Consider the following 18,032-nt stretch of genomic DNA (forward strand, 5'->3'; position numbering starts at 1 on the left):
CTAGTAATCTCCTAAAGTTTCTGTAAGCTGATTCAATGCCGACGCCAATTGTTCGTCATTTGGAGCAACACCATGCCATTTATGAGAACCCATCATAAAATCAACACCGTTACCCATTTCAGTATGCATCAGAATAATGACTGGTTTACCTTTTCCTGTGCGTGACTTAGCTTCTGCTAAACCTGCAACAACAGCATTCATATCATTGCCTTTAGCAATTTCCATCACATCCCAGCCAAATGCTTCCCATTTTGCACGAAGATCCCCAAGAGATAATACTTGATCTGTAGATCCGTCAATTTGTGCTTTGTTATAGTCAACAGTAGCAATTAAATTGTCAATCTTGTTGTGTGGCGCGTACATTGCAGCTTCCCAAACTTGGCCCTCCTGCAATTCTCCATCACCCATTAATACATAAACTAGATTATTGTCTTTATTCAATTTTTTTGCCTGTGCGGCTCCAATTGCAACAGATAATCCTTGTCCCAATGATCCCGAAGCAATACGAATACCTGGAAGGCCTTCGTGTGTTGTTGGGTGACCTTGAAGTCTGGAATTGATTTTTCTGAACGTTGCTAATTCGCTCACTTCAAAATATCCCGCACGTGCCAATGTACTGTAAAATACAGGAGAGATATGTCCGTTTGACAGGAAGAATAAATCTTCTCCTTTTCCATCCATGTCAAAGGAAGGATTGCGTTTCATTGCATTGAAATAAAGCGCCACAAAGTAATCTGTACAACCTAACGAACCACCTGGGTGTCCTGATTGACAAGCGTGTACCATACGTACGATATCACGTCTTACCTGTGATGCAATTTGTTCTAGTTTGTTAATATCTGCACTCATTTTTTTTGTTGGTTTCACAATTGGTCGTAAAGTTAACTATTTTTAAGCTAGATGCTTGTTAAAAAATGAATTTATATTGACTTATTCCAGACTGACAATGTATTTGGCCTGCAGATTTTTATTTTTTTTGTACCTTGCTTCACTTTATAAAACCAACAATTTTCAGCATAATGCTTAATCAACTCAAAAGCTGCGTTTTTATTTCAGCGCTCTCAGTCCTATATTTGCATTCTTCTGCCCAGCACAGCAACATTTATCATAAGGATTGGATCGATTTTAACAAAAATGGAAAAAAGGATATTTATGAAGACCCCAATCAGAAAATAGCCAGTCGCGTGGAAGATTTGTTGCGCCAAATGACTGTTCAAGAAAAGGCCAATCAGACTGTCACACTTTACGGTTATGGGCGGGTTTTGAAGGATGAACAGCCCACTGCCGCTTGGGACAAAGAGATTTGGAAATACGGCTTGGCCAATATTGACGAAATGTTGAATAGCTTAGCTTATAATAAGTCGGCAAAAAGTTCATTTTCGTATCCCTTCAGCCGCCACGCTCAAGCCTTAAATAATGTTCAACGATGGTTTGTGGAAAATACACGACTTGGTATTCCGGTTGATTTTACCAATGAAGGAATTCATGGACTCAACCATGATCGGGCTACCTCCTTGCCGGCACCAATCAATATTGGAAGTACATGGAATACTGCGCTGGTACGTAAAGCTGGTGATATAATTGGTAGGGAAGCCAAGTATCTTGGCTATACAAATGTTTATACGCCTATTCTTGACGTTTCTAGAGATCCACGATGGGGAAGAGTGGTTGAAACCTATGGAGAAGATCCGTTTCATATTGCCGAAATGGGAAAACAAGTTGTTTTGGGGATTCAAAAAAATGGCGTCGCATCCACATTGAAACATTATGCGGTCTATTCTGTGCCCAAAGGGGGGAGAGATGGCAATGCACGAACGGATCCGCATGTTGGCTTTCGTGAGATGCATTCGCTTCACCTCTATCCATTTAAAAGGGTCATAAAGGAAGCCAAACCTTTAGGAGTCATGAGTAGTTATAATGATTATGATGGCGTGCCGGTATCTGCCAGTAGTTATTTTTTGCAGGACTTACTCCGCAAAGAATATGGGTTTGAAGGATATGTAGTTTCTGATAGCGAGGCCCTAGAGTTTATTTACAACAAACACCATGTTGCTGCAAACTATAAAGAGGCTATTAAACAGGCATTGGAGGCGGGTTTGAATGTGCGGACAAATTTTGATCCACCGAGTACCTATCTAACACCGTTAATGGAACTAATAGAGGAAGGGGGGCTGGATACCAAAATATTGGATCAGCGGGTTCGCGAAGTCCTGACGGTGAAATTTAAATTGGGATTATTTGATCATCCATTGAGAGAAGATATAGCGATAGCCGATAAAAAGGTGCATACCCCCGCAGATGAAGAAGTATCACTTCAAATGAATAAGGAGTCTATTGTTCTGTTGAAAAATGAACAGAATCTTCTTCCAATAGACGTGAATAAATACAAACGAATTTTGGTTACGGGACCAATGGCAGAAGCAACAAATTATACGACAAGTCGATACGGGCCATCCAATAACCCAATCACAACCATCAAAGATGGGATTATAAACTATGGAAAAACAAAGGCACTTCGGGTTGATTATGCAAAAGGGGTAGATGTCGTGGATAAAAACTGGCCTGAGAGTGAGATTATTCCAACAGACTTGTCCGGTGAGGAGCTGGAAAAGATGGCCGAAGGTGTCCGTCTCGGTAAAGAATCAGACCTAATCATAGCAGTAATGGGCGAGTCGGAACGGGAAGTCGGTGAAAGTCGATCGAGGTCAGATCTAAATTTGCCAGGCAAGCAACGCGACTATTTAATGAAATTGAAAGAAACAGGTAAACCTATTGTGCTGGTACTTGTCAATGGTCGTCCACTTACTGTCAATTGGGAAAATAAGTATCTACCTGCAATTGTGGAGAGTTGGTTTCTTAGTAATCAGTCGGGAAATGTTCTTGCCGAAATGCTGTTTGGAGGGTATAGCCCTAGTGGAAAATTGCCCATTTCATTTCCAAAGTCTGTAGGACAGGTTGAAATGAATTTTCCGACCAAGCCCGCTGCACAGGCGGGGCAACCCGGGGTCGGACCCAATGGGTGGGGAAATAGTCGGGTTGTTGGCTTTTTATACCCTTTTGGATATGGATTAAGCTACACAGATTTTAGTTTTTCAAATTTACAACTCACGAAGAAACAGATCAGACCAACGGATTCCCTTACAGTTACGGTTGATATTGAAAACATAGGGAAGAGGAAAGGCGCCGAAGTTGTTCAGCTTTATATCAAAGATGTGCTGTCTTCGGTAACGACATATGAGATGGATTTGCGTGGGTTTGAAAAAATTGAACTTAATCCAGGGGAGAAAAGGACTATACGGTTTACAATACTACCTGCCCACCTGGAACTTTTGGATCAGCACAATAACTGGACAGTTGAACCTGGCAAATTTGAACTATTTATCGGTAATTCTTCTGTTAATCTTCCGCTTAAGGATTCATTTGAAGTGGTCAATTAGGATTAAAATTGCCAGACCAAATAGATGACGGATGGCAGTCCTTCCTTAGGACTTAGGGGATAAAAAAAAGGATTCAGCAAAATTAACTACTGAATCCTTTTTTTATTGTATCGAATAGCTGTGATTACATGGCCTCTGCCACTACTTCAGTCACTTCTGGAACCATGCGTTTCAACAATCCCTCAATTCCTGCTTTTAATGTGATTGTCGAGGATGGACAACCACTGCAAGAACCTTTTAGTTCAACTGTCACAATACCTTCGTTGAAGGATTTATAATGGATTGCTCCACCATCTTGTTCAACAGCAGGTCTCACATAATCATGTAATACTTGTTGTATCTTCACTTCAGTTTCAGTACCTTCAAAATTAACCTCTGTATCGTGGTGTACCGTTTTTACAGCAAGTTCAGACTCTACAGCACCTTTTACAAAGTCTTTTAGCAAAGCTTCAATGTCTTCCCATTCCGCATCTTCAGTTTTGGTAATGGTCACGAAGTTACTTGCAAAAAATACCCCATTGACAAAGTTAAATTTGAATAATTCAAGTGCAAACGGTGAATCTTGTGCTGCTTCTTTATTTGGATAATCTACACTACCGTTGATCAACAATTTGTTGACCAAGAACTTCATTGTAGAAGGATTGGGTGTAGACTCTGTATATACGTTAATCGTAGCCATGTATTATCTATTTTTATTCCAAGCAAATATAGGTCAAAAGAAGCTTTCTTAAGGTCATCTATAAGTAAAAGCTTATAAAGTAATACCTGTGTAGTTCGAAGGACTGATTGCTTTTAGTTCCGCCTTAACTTCCGCTGACACATTTAGATTATCAACAAATGTCGCTATCGTTTCTTTCGTAACATGTGTGTTGGTACGTGTTAGGTCTTTTAAAGCTTCATACGGCTTAGGATAACCTTCCCTTCTTAGTATAGTTTGTAGTGCCTCCGCAACAACAGCCCAATTATTTTCAAGATCATTGGCTAATGCCTGTTCGTTTAAGATCAATTTGCGTAACCCTCTCAAAGTTGATTTAATAGCAATTAGGGTATGTGCAAATGGAACACCAATATTACGTAATACCGTAGAATCTGTTAAATCCCGTTGAAGACGGGAAACAGGTAACTTCGCTGCAAGGTGCTCGAAAATTGCATTTGCAATACCTAAATTTCCTTCTGCATTTTCAAAGTCTATCGGGTTGACTTTATGTGGCATAGCCGAAGAACCGATTTGACCGGCAGTAATTTTTTGTTTAAAATATTCCATCGAAATATATGTCCAAATGTCACGGCATAAATCGATGACAATATTGTTGATCCGTTTTAAGGCGTCACAACTTGCCGCAAAGTTATCGTAGTGCTCAATTTGCGTGGTCGTTTGTGAACGGTCTAAACCCAAGATATTGTTGACGAAATTATTTCCAAAATCGATCCAATTTGTCGCTGGATATGCAACGTGATGCGCATTAAAATTACCAGTCGCTCCACCAAATTTAGCTGAATACGGTACTTGCTGTAATAGTTGCAATTGACGTTCAATACGTTCAATGAAAACATAGAACTCTTTGCCCAAACGAGTTGGAGATGCTGGCTGTCCATGGGTACGTGCCAACATCGGGATCTCTGACCACGAAGTTGCCAAAGATTTCAATTCATGAAGCAATTCTTCGATTGCAGGTGTATAGCTCTCTTTAATTGCTTCTTTCCAGGAAAGTGGAATGGCTGTGTTATTGATATCTTGTGAAGTCAAACCAAAATGAATAAATTCAAGGTAGTCCTGTAATCCTAATTTTTCAAATTGATCTTTTAGAAAATACTCAACAGCTTTAACATCATGGTTCGTAACTTTCTCCGTGTTTTTGATCCAAATGGCATCTTCTTCAGAAAAATTCCTATAGATATCCCTTAATTTTTCATTTAGTGTTTTGTCAAACTGTTGCAATTGAGCGATACCAGACTCGCTTAATGCAATAAAATATTCGACTTCTACGCGTACACGATATTTTATTAAGGCAAATTCGGAAAAAAATGCTGAAAGTTCATTAGTATTATTGTAATAGCGTCCGTCAATAGGCGTAACTGCTGTTAAAGATGATAAAGCCATAGATTGAATGATTTTTGGCAAAGGTAAAAAAATGCTTGGAGCTTAGCAATTTAATTGGTGTAGATATAAAAAAAGCCTCCTTGCTGAAGGAAGCTTTCTATACGGTGTAAATTCTTTTCAGAGAATTAGTGAGCAGCTTTAGTTGAATCAACTTTAGCAGCAGCTGAATCTACAGCAGATTTTGCTGAATCTACAGCAGTTTTTGCTGAATCCAATTGAGTGTTAGCTGAATCTAAAGCAACGTTAGCTGAATCAGTAGCAGCGTCAGTTTTTTTAGCAGTTTCACCACATGATGCGAAAGCCAATGTTAAAGCTAAACCTAAGAAACCGAATTTGAATGCGTTTTTCATTTTATTAAAATTAAAATATTTTTAAATCTTGTTATTTAGGAGTTAATACCATTAAACAAAAAAGGTAACCCCTGTATTTCTTTTTTTGAAAAAAAAAGAAAGGCCTTTCGTAAAAAAGGCCTTCCAAAAGCTCTATTCAGTCCTAAATTATTTTTTAGTAGCAGCTGAATCAACTTTAGCAGCAGCTGAATCAACTTTAGCAGCAGCTGAATCAACTTTAGTAGCAGCTGAATCTAATGTGTTAGCAGCTGAATCAACTAAAGCAGAAGCTGAATCTGCAGCACCTTCAGCTTTTTTCTCTGAATTGTTACAAGATGCGAAAGCTACAGTTAAAGCTAAACCTAAGAAACCGAATTTTAATGCGTTTTTCATTTTCTAATTTTCTAATTTAAATTGAAATAATTTTCTTTTTCATCTCTTAATACACGTAACCAAAAAAGGTAACCCAAAAAATAATATTTTTTTGAAAATATTATTAACAAGCTGTTTTTAAGTGTTTTATAGTTGTGTGTTTTATTCGAAACGTTCCTGATTCCAATATTTTGTTGATAAGATATCGTGCGATAAAAGGTAAGTTGCTGTCCATTCGTTTGTTTACCGGATAATTCCATAGTGTCAATTTGTATCATGCCGTTTCCAAACAATTTTCGATTATTTTTCTTATTTTAAAAAGTAAACACTTAAAAAGTAATTGCAATTATGTTTGATAAAGTAAAGAATATAATGGATTTGGCAAAATCAATAGACTTTGGCAAATTGGAAGAAATATCGAAGAAAGTGGATTTGGGAGCAGTAATGGATGCCGTATCAAAAATGGATGATAAGCAGCTTCATGGTTTAATGAAAATGCTGAGTGCAGGAAAAGAAAAAAAGGAATTACCTCCTATTAATGGTGATTTCTATGCTATGGATAGCAAATTAAATGATTCAGATCGTGCATTGCAATTGAAGGTGCGGGAATTTATGGAGAATGAAGTCAAGCCAATTGTCAATAAATATTGGTTAAGAGATGAATTTCCTTTCGAAATTATACCGAAACTAGCCGCTTTAAATATTTGTGGCTATACCTACGATGGGTATGGCTGTATGGGGGGCAGTTCTTTAATGGAGGGGATCATCGCAGCGGAGATAGCGCGTGTTGATGCTTCTGTAGCGACTTTTTTTGGCGTACAGAGTGGTTTGGCTATGGGATCAATCTATATATGCGGATCCGAAGAACAAAAACAGGAGTGGTTGCCCAACATGCAGAAAATGCAAGTGATTGGTGCTTTTGGTCTAACCGAGCCCGAAGTAGGGTCGGGAGCAGCGGGCGGATTGACAACAACCTGTAAGAAGACCGCCGAAGGCTGGGTGTTAAATGGTCAGAAAAAATGGATCGGGAACTCCACTTTTTCGGATATAACCATTGTTTGGGCTAGGGATCTTGATGATGGCGAAGTTAAGGGGTTTATTGTACGAAAGGATAATCCAGGTTTTTCCGTTGAGAAAATTAAAGATAAAATGGCTTTGCGTATCGTACAGAATGGTCTTATTACTTTAGCGAATTGCATCGTTCCAGAAAGTGATCGCCTGCAACATGCAAATTCTTTTAAAGATACAGGAAAGGTTCTTCAGATGACGCGAGCAGGTGTCGCTTGGATGGCTGTAGGATGTGCGCGAGGCGCCTATGAAAATGCCTTGGATTATACGCGTAAAAGGAGGCAATTTGGTAAACCAATCGCCTCTTTTCAGCTTATTCAAAATCACCTGGTTGAAATGTTGTCCAATTTAACGGCTATGCAAACGCTTGTCTTCAGATTATCTGAATTACAGGATAAGGGTGAGCTAAGAGATGAACATGCCTCGCTGGCCAAAGTCTTCTGTTCTTTACGTACCAGGGATATTGTTTCCAAGGCTCGAGAGGTCATGGGCGGAAACGGTATTCTGTTGGAATATAATGTCGCACGGTTTTTGGCCGATGCTGAAGCCATTTATTCCTATGAGGGGACAAAAGAAATCAATTCACTCATTGTTGGCAGAAGTATAACTGGATTTAGCGCCTTTGTTTAGGGTATCTGGCTAGTCTTTGGCATCCTGTTGCAAAATATCGCTTAATACATAAAAAGGGCATTGTTTCGTAACAACGCCCTTTTTACTTCATTTGGAGCAAAAATCTAATTTTCTATTTCCGTTTGAATCGCATAATAGCAATGTCACCCATGATAAATGTCAACGTATTCTCGCTTATACTAAAGGTATTTACCTTTTCTAAGGTCGAAAAGAAGGTTGCTTCGCCATTACCTTCGCAGGCCATCTTTGTCGACATAATGGGGCCAAAATTAATGGTGTTTCCATTCGTTTTAAAAGTCATATTGTAATTATTACAGCTGCTATTTCCGTTTACTTTACCACTGGAAACATCAAATATCATGGTTGGTTTACGATTGGGATATAGGCCATCGAAAGCAATCCGTGGGCCGGATATATAATCAAGTTCCCAAGTTCCACTAAGTTGTTGCTTATTGTCCTGAATCAACTTAAATTTTGCCAGGGGAGCCATTTTCGCTTTGTTCAAGCTAAGAATATCATCCTTAACCGTATAGTTATCTGCAGCAATCAGGTTTTTGGATAAGGCTTGTTCAATAGACATATCCGGACAGGCCATCATCGTAGACATACCCTGAGCAAATTTAACCTTTCCATTCTTTGATAAAGTCAATTCTCCACCGATGCCATTACATCCCCCACTTGCACTGTAACTTTTTTCGTCCAGCTGGAGGTAAGGCATTTTACCGTTGATCTGAGCCGCTACTGGCTGTCCATTGATTTCAATCAATTGCCATTTTTTTCCAATTACTGACGACAGGCTACTTTCTGTGTTCTGCTCATTCGCGTTTTTCTTCATCACAGAGCAACTTCCAAGACTAACGATTAAGATGGCCAGTATGGCGATGTTTTTAAAGTTCATATTTTAAATTTTAACCTATTAACACCCTTTTTAACGTTTGGTTTGACAAAATGCTACAAAAGTTCACAAACAAAAAAGGCTTCCAGTTTGGAAGCCTTCTTTATCAGTAGGATAAATCTTACGATTTGTTTTTATTTTGTTGTGCTTGTTGTTGTGCACGCATCATTTCTTCCATTTTCGTTTGGAAGCTCGATTTTTTATCTGCTTTTGGATTCTTTTTATTTTCCTCCAATTTAGCTAAGATTTTCTCATCATTCACCATAGTGCGAATAACCAACTGCGTTAAGAACGTAAATAATGCACTTAAGAAATAGTAGTAATTCAAACCTGCTGGGAAGCTATTCAAAACAAAGAAGAAAATCAACGGCATGATATAGCCCATGTATTTCATTTGTCCTGTAGCACCAGATGTAGCGTTGTTATACCAGGTCGTTAACAGTGTTGTCAATGTCATCAAGATACACATCAACGAGATGTGGTTGAATGATCCAAAAATAGGTGCAAATGTGAATAGCGTATCATAAGTTGACATGTCCTTCATAAACAAGAAGCTTTGTCCTCTCAATTCAAATAAATTTGGAAAGAAGTAGAAGAACGCAATGGTAAATGGCATTTGTAAGACGAGAGGAAGACATCCGCCAAGTGGATTCACACCGACCTGTTTGTACAGTTTCATTTGCTCCTGCTGCATCAACATTTGATTGTCTTCACCCACTTTTGCTTTGATCTCATCCAGCTGCGGTTTTAAAACACGCATTTTGGCCATAGAGACATAAGACTTGTAGGTCATTGGGGAAAGAATCAACTTCAACATCAATGTCAATAAAAGGATAACGATACCATAGCTCATATGGAAACCATCCAGGAAGTTGAATACAGGTACTGTAATCCATTGGTTGATCCAACGCATAGGCCCCCAACCCATATTGATAATCGATTGATAATCATTTCCTTCAGCCTTCAATACATTGTATTGATTTGGTCCAAAGAAGAAGTTTAGGGAATAATTATTGTCCTTATGGTTATCAAATGCTAATTCCGCGTTTGTGTTGTAGAATTTAACGATATCGGTTTCTGACGCATGTTTTACATCCACTTTTGCATTGACAAAGCCATCTTTAGTGCTGAGGATACTAGAGAAGTAATGCTGCTTGAATGCAATCCATTGTACTTTTTTCTCCAATGCTTCATCAGCATCTTTTGATTCGGAAAGGTGATCTACTTTATTATCTTCTTTATAATACAGGGTAGATTTCTGTCTTTCCGATTCTATGTTTTGCTCTTTCTGTCTCAACGTGGTGTTCCAGTTCAGGGTCAACGTTTTTTGACTCTGCGGAATTAAATTCTGTATCCCTTTTGTGTTAATGTCCAGTCCTACATTATAACCTTTGCCAGCAATCGAGTATACATATTCAATATATTGATCGGCACTGTAATTTAGTCGGAATTTTACAAATTGTTTACCTTCAGCAGAAACTTGGATATCCGAAGATTCTGTATTGAAGTATAAATCATTTGTTGATACATTTTGACCAGCTGCATTAAACTGAAAACCAAACTTGTTGTCCTCACCATCAAAAAGCATCAACGGTTTTCCATTGAAATTCTTTTCGCCTTTTAGTTCTACGGATTTAACCTTACCACCTTTTGTACTGATTTTGGCAATGATTTTCTCGTTTTCAATCGTAATGACTTTCTCCGTTCCAAATTTTGTCGCGCCAAAAGGTTTTTTCAATTCCGCCGAATCAGCAATCACTGCTGTTTGTGCTGCTTTGGCTTTAGCGGTAGAGTCACTTTCGGCAGGCAGTCCTTTTTCGGTACGCGCTTTAGCCTCTTGTCTCGCTTGTTCTTGTTTGATTTCCGATTCTGAAGGCTTCATCAGGTAAAATGAACCAGTGATGATAGCAAACATCAGGACCAAACCAATTAGGGTATTTCTATCCATTTTTAATAATTAAACTTAATTAATTGTATCCTTCTATTACTACTTTGATTTTTTGTTGGCCAAAGCAGCGGCTACAAAGCTAACAAAAAGTGGGTGAGGATTTGCAACAGTTGACTTTAATTCTGGATGAAATTGTCCGGCAACGAAAAATGGATGGTTTTTCAATTCGACAATTTCAACTAATCCAGTCTCCGGATTGAATCCTGAAGCAATCATTCCAGCAGCTTCATATTGTTTTAAATAGTCATTGTTAAATTCATAACGGTGACGGTGTCTTTCAGAAATTTTTGTTTTACCATAAATGGCAAAGGCCTTAGTTCCTTTTTTAATTTCACAGTCGTAAGCACCTAAACGCATTGTACCGCCCATATTGGTGATATTTTTTTGCTCTTCCATCAAATTGATGACCGGATTGCTCGTGGTGGCATCCATCTCGAAACTATTAGCGTCTTTCAGACCCAATACGTTTCTTCCGAACTCGATAACCGAACATTGCATACCTAAACAGATACCGAAGAACGGAATATTATTTTCACGAACATATTGAATAGCATTTAACTTACCGTCCAAACCGCGTTCGCCGAAACCCGGAGCAACCAAGACTCCATCCATACCTTTCAGCTTTTCAGAAACATTTTCTTTTGTAACACTTTCAGCTGCAATATAACTTACTTTTACTTTACATTCGTTTGTTGCACCTGCATGGATAAATCCTTCAATAATGGATTTGTAAGCATCTGGTAGTTCAACATATTTTCCGACTAAGGCAATATTCACTTCACTAGTTGGGTTTTTGAGCTTGCCAAGGAAGTTCTTCCAATTTTCTAAATCTGGCTCATTTTTGTTGGAAAGTTTTAGCTTTGTTAATGCTGTTTTATCAAGATTCTCCTTCAACATCAGTAATGGAACGTCATAAATCGTCGACGCATCGATAGATTCTACGACGGCGTTGATGTTGACATTACAGAATTGCGCTAATTTTTTACGGATTTCCTGTGATAATTTATGTTCAGTACGACACACTAGAATATCTGGTTGTACACCATATTCCAATAATGTTTTTACTGAATGTTGCGTAGGTTTAGTTTTAAGCTCGCCAGCAGCGGCTAGGTAAGGGACTAAAGTCAAATGGATAACCAGCGAATTATTGGCTCCTAATTCCCAGCGAAGTTGTCTTACAGCTTCCACAAATGGTAAGGACTCAATATCGCCCACTGTTCCACCCAATTCAGTGATGATAATATCATATTCACCAGACTCACCCAACAGTTGCATTCTGCGTTTTATCTCATCGGTGATATGGGGAATGACTTGAACGGTTTTTCCTAAATAGGCACCTTCACGTTCTTGTTGGATAACGTGTTGATAGATGCGGCCTGTCGTGACGTTATTTGCTTGTGAAGTAGGGACGTTCAGGAAGCGTTCGTAATGACCTAAATCAAGGTCTGTTTCAGCACCATCTTCCGTAACATAACATTCTCCATGCTCATATGGATTTAATGTTCCTGGGTCGATGTTAATGTAAGGGTCGAATTTTTGAATGGTAACTTTATAGCCACGCGCTTGGAGAAGTTTAGCAAGGGAGGCAGCAATAATACCTTTCCCCAACGACGAAGTAACGCCGCCCGTAACAAAAATATATTTAGTCATAACAATTAAAGGATTTTCAATTTTATGTGGTCAAAATGACCAATAATAGTTGCTTTATGTACGGGATACAAAGATAGCAATTTTTATTCAAAATCAGAATTGAAGATCGCTCGAATAATTAAATTAAAAATAGATGTTGCCTTGGCTATCGATTGTTGTCTTTAGTGTAGGCTGTGCTTTTGACTTAATTTCAATACGATAGAAATTAGTGCTATTTGAAAATACAATCTCATAATTTTTGTGCTCATTTATAATTTCAGGATATAATTTGCTTAACTCCTGAATTGACGTTGCATAGCGTTTTTTATCGTTTCGATAGATCTGTTGCAGGTAAAAGATATTCCAGGTAACTTTTTCGAGCGCGAGGAATTGCTCATCGATAGGTTGATGGTTTGTGTCGTTAACAAATTTTATATGTCCCCATCGCTCAGGGTAATGCATATTAACGAGGCCGATTGGAGACCATACCCAGTTCTCTTCAGCGAGCGTCTTACCCGTGTTGTCTTTTATCTTGCTATAGATAGTTTCGGTATTGTCATAATGCCACTGAACGCGTGAGAAGTTTATCTTCCAGGTTTCATTTGCTTTGATCTGATTTCCTTCGCCAAAGTATTTTAGACTTTTTACAGGTATTTTCATTTCCACAGTCCAAAATTCATCCTTGTCTTGTGGATTGTTGATGGACCCGGCATGATAGACTGCAGTTTCAATATCTTTTGTGTCCCAATTTAGATTAGCCCTACCGCCAAAGCGATAAGGTTTAGTCATCAAAAGATCCATAACTGTATTTAATGCATTTATTTCAATCTCTATATATTCCGGAGAGAATAGATTTGGCTTGAGAAAGATCTCAAAATCATTGTCATGATAGATGATTGTATCTTTCTGTCTTAAATATCCTTTGATATGAGGTTCTTGAAGCTTGGCAAAAAGATAAAGGTTTTCTTTATCCCAAAGCATCTTGACTTGCGTCTTAAAAGTAGGAACAGGCTTATTTAATCCCTCAATATCCTTAAAAGAGTCTGTCCATGGCGCTTTTGACCAGGAAGCCTCATCGTCCTTTCCGTCAATCGTGATTGCATCTGTTGCTGGGTGTACATAATAGGTTTCAGGGCGCGACTGTAACTGAAGAAATTCATTCAGATTCCGTTGTGCAAAAGTAAAGGTCGGATAGCTTATAAAAGCAAAGATAAAAGCTATAATTCTCATCAAGATACAGTTTGATTTTTAACGGCAGCAAAGTGAAGATGGAACAAAATTAGGATGTTTTTAACTATTGTGATCATCTACGATTCTACCTTTCAGATACGAAGCTAAAAGTAAGTAAAATGTTTTAGCGCGGCAAAGAGGAGGGTGTGATTTTAGGAAACAATATATAATTGTCCTAAATTTATTACAGAAGCAGTGGTTTGTATGACCTGCGTTTTGGAAGCTACGGGTGGTAGGGCATAAAAAAAGGCTTTGAATGATTTCAAAGCCTTTTTTTATGCCGTGGTAGTCGTAATTAGATTCTTTTCGATTTAATACGAGCAGCTTTACCAGTAAGGCCGCGTAAATAGAATAATTTCGCGCGACGAACTTTACCGTAGCTGTTTACTTCAATTTTTTCAATGTTTGGTGAGTTTACAGGGAAAATACGTTCAACACCTACACCGTTTGAGATTTTACGAACGGTAAAAGTAGCGTTAGCACCTTCGCTGTTTAATTGAATTACTACACCTTGGTACACCTGTACACGCTCCTTATTTCCTTCGCGAATTTTATAATGAACGCTGATGGTATCTCCAGCTTTGAAAGCGGGAATTTCATTCTTTACTACCGCTTGTTCTTCTACAAATTTTACTAAATCCATGATTTCGAGTAATTATTAACGATTTATATCCTGTAAAAATCGGAATGCAATATTACGACTTATTTTCTGAATATAAAAATACTTTTTTAAAAAACTATTGACTGATATTCAAATCGGATGCAAAGATATGAAAATGAAATGGATAATCTAAAGATATTTTGAATATTCCTTTGTAGACTATATGGAGCGGGTTTTTGATTGCTAAATTCAATAGAATATATTGTTTTGATAAAAATATTATGCAATCAATCAGTTGTTTAGTGATTAATTTTCTATAGGGTGTTGACAAAGTCAAAAAATGATTCGATATTTGTGCCACACAAAACAAAGGTGATACCTTTTCGGGGTGTAGCGTAGCCCGGTATCGCGCCACATTTGGGATGTGGAGGTCGTAGGTTCGAATCCTGCCACCCCGACTTAAAAGCTCTAACGAAAGTTAGAGCTTTTTTTGTTTCCTATTATTATTCGTCCCGTAAGCTATTTACAGGATTAGCTATGGCTGTTCGGATAGCCTGCCAACTTACTGTAATTAATGCGATACCTATTGTTACTAGTCCCGCCAGCACAAACATCCACCATTGGATTTCGATGCGGTAAGCAAAGTCTTCCAGCCATTTGTTCATGGTTAGCCAGGCGATCGGCGAGGCAATTATCAAGGCAATTAATACGGGTTTTATAAAATCTCTGGACAATAATGTAGTGACACCCGATACCGAAGCGCCAAGCACCTTGCGAATTCCGATCTCTTTGTTTCGTTTGGCAGCCGTAAATGAGGCTAAACCATAGAGGCCTAGGCACGCGATAAATATGGCCAATCCAGAAAAAAGACTGAGTATACGTTGTTGCCTAAGATCAGTTTTGTACAGCATATCGAATTTCTGGTCCAAAAAACTGTATTCAAACGGATATAATGGGGCTACTTTCCCAAATGCGGTTCTGATAGTTTTTAGAGCTTCAGGGAAATCTTTTGTGTTTAAGCGGATAAGGGCTACCCTTAGATCATCAGAAGGGGCAACAACTAATGCATCCATGTTTTCTTTTAGGGATAGGAAGTTAAAATCATCAATTACACCAATGATTGTCCGGGGGGATTGATCGCGGATCGTATTTTTTATCCATTTGCCAATGGCCTGTTCGGGAGTAAATCCAAGCATCGATGCTGCAGTACGATTGACTAATACAGCCCTAGTGGAGTCTGTCGGGTGTTGTATTGAAAAGTTTCGGCCTGCTATTATTTTGAGTTTCAACGTACTTACATAGTCAAAATCAGTGAACTCTGTCCTTGACTTCCACTTCTCACCGTTTTTTCCTTCGACCTCGAATGTGTGGTTATCGAAGAAGCCGCCCGGTTCACCGGACATAAAGGAGACCGATGTAATGTCGCTGCTCGCAGATAATTCGTTCTTGAATGTACGCAGGTTGTTATATAGTTCTTCATTGTCTATTGGAATAACCACTGTCTGTTGGTCGTCATAGCCAAGTCCCAGTTCTTTTACATATTTCATCTGCTTAGAGATAATCAATGTACCGATGATCAGTAAAATAGATATGCTGAATTGGAACACCACTAATGTATGGCGGAACAGTGTGCCGCCCTTGCCTAAGCGCAATTTACCTTTTAATGCCTGTATAGGGGAGAAGGTCGAAAGGTATAATGCGGGGTAACTTCCCGCTAATAGACCTACTATAATGATAACTGCAATCAAAAAAATATAGATCGGCCATGAATTCCATGGGACTGTTAGGCTGTATCCCAATAGTTGATTGTATACAGGCATAAGTAGTTGCAGTAGACACATGGCGAGCGCGCAGGATATGCTGGTTAATAAAATGGATTCTCCGATAAACTGTCCCATTAATTGAAGACGTTGTGCGCCAAGCACCTTTCTTAAACCAACTTCTTTCGATCGGTCAACTGCACGTATTGTTGAGAGATTCATGAAATTGATGCAGGCGATAATCAATATAAGTATGGCGATGGAAAGAAAAATGTAAATAACCTTTTTGTCGCCATGTTTTGCGCTGTCAAATGCGCTGTGGGATTCAAGATAGACGTCTCGTAGCGGTGTAAGCGCAAGATCAAAATGAATGCCCATATTGGTAGAAACTGCTTTCATATGCCTATTCATGAAATCAGGAAACTGCTTTTCCAATTGCCTAGCATCCTTATGTTCGTCAAGTAAGATGTAAGTGAATAAATTGTTGTTTTGCCAGGCTTTAAAGGGTTCGGTATCGAGATAATTGGATAAGGGGATAATGAGATCAAAATCCAGATGTGAATTGACCGGAAGATCTTTAGCGATCCCAGTAACGGTTAATTGTTTATTTTTATCAAGCTGCAGTATTTTACCGATAGGATTTTCATTTCCAAAATATTTCTTCGCAGTTGTTTCCGTGAGCACAACACTTGTTGGATTTTTTAAAACAGTCGTTGGATTCCCTTTGATTAGCGGAAAACTAAATAGTTCAAAGAAATCGTCATCTGCAATAAAGAGTTTCTTTTCATTGAATGCAATGTTGCCAACAGAGAATAACCCATTGGCAGGCATTACCCGTACAGCTTTTTTGATATCATCGGGATAATCGGTTAATAAGGCCGTGGCATAGGGTGCGGATAAATAAGGTGCACGGTCCTTGGTGTTGTCAAAACCACGCATGACCCGATAGATGCGACCGCCTTGGCTGTGAAACTTATCAAAGCTAAACTGATTGGCGATAAATAGAAATATCATTGCGCAGACGGTGATGCCTATTGTTAAGCCAAGAATATTGATAAAGGAAAAAACCTTGTTCTTTATCAGGTTTCTCCAGGCAATTTGGAAATAGTTCTTTATCATACTTTTCGTTATAAGTGTTCATTTTGAACTTATGGTAATCAATCCCGTTGAAGGATAGCGTAATTCTATTTTTTTAAAAATGTTCATTGGATCAATTTCAAAAAAACGGCCAAAGGGTTAAGTTGTTTACAATCAATTTGTTGTGTATTATCTTTATGTGATCTAATTGTTTGTATTCGAACACTTCATGTTCATATCCGAACATGTTGCGGTTGAGAGGTCAAAAGATTTTAATTGACAGGTGAGTGTTTTATCGAAATAATAAATAGCGGGAACAGCATTGGCTTTGATTGTATAGGGGAGAGCGATGTGCCGTCTGGCGAAGAGTATGTCGCAATGTAACAACTTGTTAGTTTTATTTTGTGTTTTTCATTTGCAAATAATTTGTAAGAACCGTATATTTGTGCCACACAAAACAAAGGTGATACCTTTTTCGGGGTGTAGCGTAGCCCGGTATCGCGCCACATTTGGGATGTGGAGGTCGTAGGTTCGAATCCTGCCACCCCGACTAGAAAAGCTCTAACGAAAGTTGGGGCTTTTTATGTTTCAGAGCAGGGTGTGCACCTGCGAGCTTTAAGATACTAAAAGGTTCGATCCGTAAGAGCTTCGGTTTTTTTGGGGGCTATTTAGCGCTAAACCGAAATTGTTCTAATGCTTCACTAGGTGTAATAAAAGGGATTTTTCATTTTTTGCTTTATAAAATGAGCTGCTTTTTAATCTTATTTGTAAATTATTTTGCAATAAGTCAATTTGTTAGGTGGTTTGTGAAGAATATTTTTGAAAAAAACATATTTTTAGTTTACTTTTGTGCCACACAAAACAAAGGTGATACCTTTTCGGGGTGTAGCGTAGCCCGGTATCGCGCCACATTTGGGATGTGGAGGTCGTAGGTTCGAATCCTGCCACCCCGACT

13 protein-coding genes and 3 tRNA genes are annotated in these 18,032 nt (G+C 38.6%); 5 read left to right on the top strand and 11 right to left on the bottom strand.

Annotation, left to right across the window (positions count from 1 at the left end; translation table 11 throughout):
• Nucleotides 1-849, bottom strand: coding sequence for a transketolase (locus B3P16_RS10805; RefSeq protein WP_070563052.1), 849 nt, complete (start codon nucleotides 847-849; stop codon nucleotides 1-3).
• 170 nt (nucleotides 850-1,019) lie between these two features.
• Between B3P16_RS10805 and B3P16_RS10810 the strand changes: the two genes are divergently transcribed.
• Nucleotides 1,020-3,437 (top strand): glycoside hydrolase family 3 N-terminal domain-containing protein, encoded by a 2,418-nt coding sequence (locus tag B3P16_RS10810; protein WP_286842922.1) that lies wholly within the window; start codon nucleotides 1,020-1,022, stop codon nucleotides 3,435-3,437.
• A 124-nt stretch (nucleotides 3,438-3,561) separates the two neighbouring features.
• Here the strand turns inward: B3P16_RS10810 and B3P16_RS10815 are convergent, their stop codons facing one another.
• The 4 genes from B3P16_RS10815 to B3P16_RS10830 all read right to left on the bottom strand — a co-directional run bounded on the left by B3P16_RS10815 (nucleotide 3,562) and on the right by B3P16_RS10830 (nucleotide 6,260).
• Complete coding sequence (locus B3P16_RS10815) at nucleotides 3,562-4,116, bottom strand: NifU family protein (protein WP_070563046.1); 555 nt, start codon at nucleotides 4,114-4,116, stop codon at nucleotides 3,562-3,564.
• Nucleotides 4,117-4,188: 72 nt separating this feature from the next.
• Nucleotides 4,189-5,538 carry an adenylosuccinate lyase gene (purB, locus tag B3P16_RS10820; RefSeq protein WP_070563043.1) on the bottom strand — a complete coding sequence of 450 codons (1,350 nt, stop codon included), beginning with the start codon at nucleotides 5,536-5,538 and terminating at the stop codon, nucleotides 4,189-4,191.
• A 125-nt stretch (nucleotides 5,539-5,663) separates the two neighbouring features.
• Nucleotides 5,664-5,888, bottom strand: coding sequence for a hypothetical protein (locus tag B3P16_RS10825; protein ID WP_046671847.1), 225 nt, complete (start codon nucleotides 5,886-5,888; stop codon nucleotides 5,664-5,666).
• A gap of 147 nt (nucleotides 5,889-6,035) precedes the next feature.
• Entirely contained in the window at nucleotides 6,036-6,260 is a 225-nt protein-coding gene (locus tag B3P16_RS10830) for a hypothetical protein (protein WP_046671848.1), read from the bottom strand.
• 327 nt (nucleotides 6,261-6,587) lie between these two features.
• On the opposite strand from B3P16_RS10830, the gene B3P16_RS10835 reads away from it, so the two are divergent.
• Nucleotides 6,588-7,937 (top strand): acyl-CoA dehydrogenase family protein, encoded by a 1,350-nt coding sequence (locus B3P16_RS10835; protein ID WP_286842924.1) that lies wholly within the window; start codon nucleotides 6,588-6,590, stop codon nucleotides 7,935-7,937.
• A gap of 112 nt (nucleotides 7,938-8,049) precedes the next feature.
• On the opposite strand, the gene B3P16_RS10840 is transcribed toward B3P16_RS10835, so the two are convergent.
• The 5 genes from B3P16_RS10840 to rplS all read right to left on the bottom strand — a co-directional run bounded on the left by B3P16_RS10840 (nucleotide 8,050) and on the right by rplS (nucleotide 14,282).
• Nucleotides 8,050-8,835 (bottom strand): META domain-containing protein, encoded by a 786-nt coding sequence (locus B3P16_RS10840; RefSeq protein WP_286753115.1) that lies wholly within the window; start codon nucleotides 8,833-8,835, stop codon nucleotides 8,050-8,052.
• A 118-nt stretch (nucleotides 8,836-8,953) separates the two neighbouring features.
• Nucleotides 8,954-10,780, bottom strand: a complete 1,827-nt coding sequence (gene yidC, locus B3P16_RS10845) for a membrane protein insertase YidC (RefSeq protein ID WP_286842925.1) — start codon at nucleotides 10,778-10,780, stop codon at nucleotides 8,954-8,956.
• Between the two features lie 39 nt (nucleotides 10,781-10,819).
• Nucleotides 10,820-12,430 carry a CTP synthase gene (locus tag B3P16_RS10850; RefSeq protein ID WP_286842927.1) on the bottom strand — a complete coding sequence of 537 codons (1,611 nt, stop codon included), beginning with the start codon at nucleotides 12,428-12,430 and terminating at the stop codon, nucleotides 10,820-10,822.
• A gap of 123 nt (nucleotides 12,431-12,553) precedes the next feature.
• On the bottom strand, nucleotides 12,554-13,639 hold the full coding sequence (locus tag B3P16_RS10855; RefSeq protein ID WP_286842929.1) for a carbohydrate-binding family 9-like protein: 1,086 nt from the start codon (nucleotides 13,637-13,639) through the stop codon (nucleotides 12,554-12,556).
• A gap of 295 nt (nucleotides 13,640-13,934) precedes the next feature.
• Nucleotides 13,935-14,282, bottom strand: a complete 348-nt coding sequence (rplS, locus tag B3P16_RS10860) for a 50S ribosomal protein L19 (protein ID WP_046671854.1) — start codon at nucleotides 14,280-14,282, stop codon at nucleotides 13,935-13,937.
• Between the two features lie 342 nt (nucleotides 14,283-14,624).
• Between rplS and B3P16_RS10865 the strand changes: the two genes are divergently transcribed.
• Nucleotides 14,625-14,698: transfer RNA gene (locus B3P16_RS10865), tRNA-Pro, on the top strand.
• A 45-nt stretch (nucleotides 14,699-14,743) separates the two neighbouring features.
• Here B3P16_RS10865 and B3P16_RS10870 read toward each other — a convergent pair.
• Nucleotides 14,744-17,119: an ABC transporter permease gene (locus tag B3P16_RS10870; RefSeq protein WP_286842930.1), complete on the bottom strand. Its 2,376-nt coding sequence runs from the start codon at nucleotides 17,117-17,119 to the stop codon at nucleotides 14,744-14,746.
• Between the two features lie 434 nt (nucleotides 17,120-17,553).
• On the opposite strand from B3P16_RS10870, the gene B3P16_RS10875 reads away from it, so the two are divergent.
• A tRNA-Pro gene (locus B3P16_RS10875) sits at nucleotides 17,554-17,627 on the top strand.
• A gap of 329 nt (nucleotides 17,628-17,956) precedes the next feature.
• Nucleotides 17,957-18,030 (top strand) — tRNA-Pro (locus B3P16_RS10880).
• Nucleotides 18,031-18,032 lie beyond the last annotated feature (2 nt).

This window comes from Sphingobacterium sp. UBA7631, assembly GCF_002483935.1.
Classification (GTDB): Bacteria; Bacteroidota; Bacteroidia; order Sphingobacteriales; family Sphingobacteriaceae; genus Sphingobacterium; species Sphingobacterium multivorum.

Excerpts from the sequence above, each read along its gene's own strand:
- B3P16_RS10805 (WP_070563052.1), bottom strand. The coding sequence starts at position 849 with ATGAGTGCAGATATTAACAAACTAGAACAAATTGCATCACAGGTAAGA.
- B3P16_RS10810 (WP_286842922.1), top strand. The coding sequence starts at position 1,020 with ATGCTTAATCAACTCAAAAGCTGCGTTTTTATTTCAGCGCTCTCAGTC.
- B3P16_RS10815 (WP_070563046.1), bottom strand. The coding sequence starts at position 4,116 with ATGGCTACGATTAACGTATATACAGAGTCTACACCCAATCCTTCTACA.
- purB (WP_070563043.1), bottom strand. The coding sequence starts at position 5,538 with ATGGCTTTATCATCTTTAACAGCAGTTACGCCTATTGACGGACGCTAT.
- B3P16_RS10825 (WP_046671847.1), bottom strand. The coding sequence starts at position 5,888 with ATGAAAAACGCATTCAAATTCGGTTTCTTAGGTTTAGCTTTAACATTG.
- B3P16_RS10830 (WP_046671848.1), bottom strand. The coding sequence starts at position 6,260 with ATGAAAAACGCATTAAAATTCGGTTTCTTAGGTTTAGCTTTAACTGTA.
- B3P16_RS10835 (WP_286842924.1), top strand. The coding sequence starts at position 6,588 with ATGTTTGATAAAGTAAAGAATATAATGGATTTGGCAAAATCAATAGAC.
- B3P16_RS10840 (WP_286753115.1), bottom strand. The coding sequence starts at position 8,835 with ATGAACTTTAAAAACATCGCCATACTGGCCATCTTAATCGTTAGTCTT.
- yidC (WP_286842925.1), bottom strand. The coding sequence starts at position 10,780 with ATGGATAGAAATACCCTAATTGGTTTGGTCCTGATGTTTGCTATCATC.
- B3P16_RS10850 (WP_286842927.1), bottom strand. The coding sequence starts at position 12,430 with ATGACTAAATATATTTTTGTTACGGGCGGCGTTACTTCGTCGTTGGGG.
- B3P16_RS10855 (WP_286842929.1), bottom strand. The coding sequence starts at position 13,639 with ATGAGAATTATAGCTTTTATCTTTGCTTTTATAAGCTATCCGACCTTT.
- rplS (WP_046671854.1), bottom strand. The coding sequence starts at position 14,282 with ATGGATTTAGTAAAATTTGTAGAAGAACAAGCGGTAGTAAAGAATGAA.
- B3P16_RS10870 (WP_286842930.1), bottom strand. The coding sequence starts at position 17,119 with ATGATAAAGAACTATTTCCAAATTGCCTGGAGAAACCTGATAAAGAAC.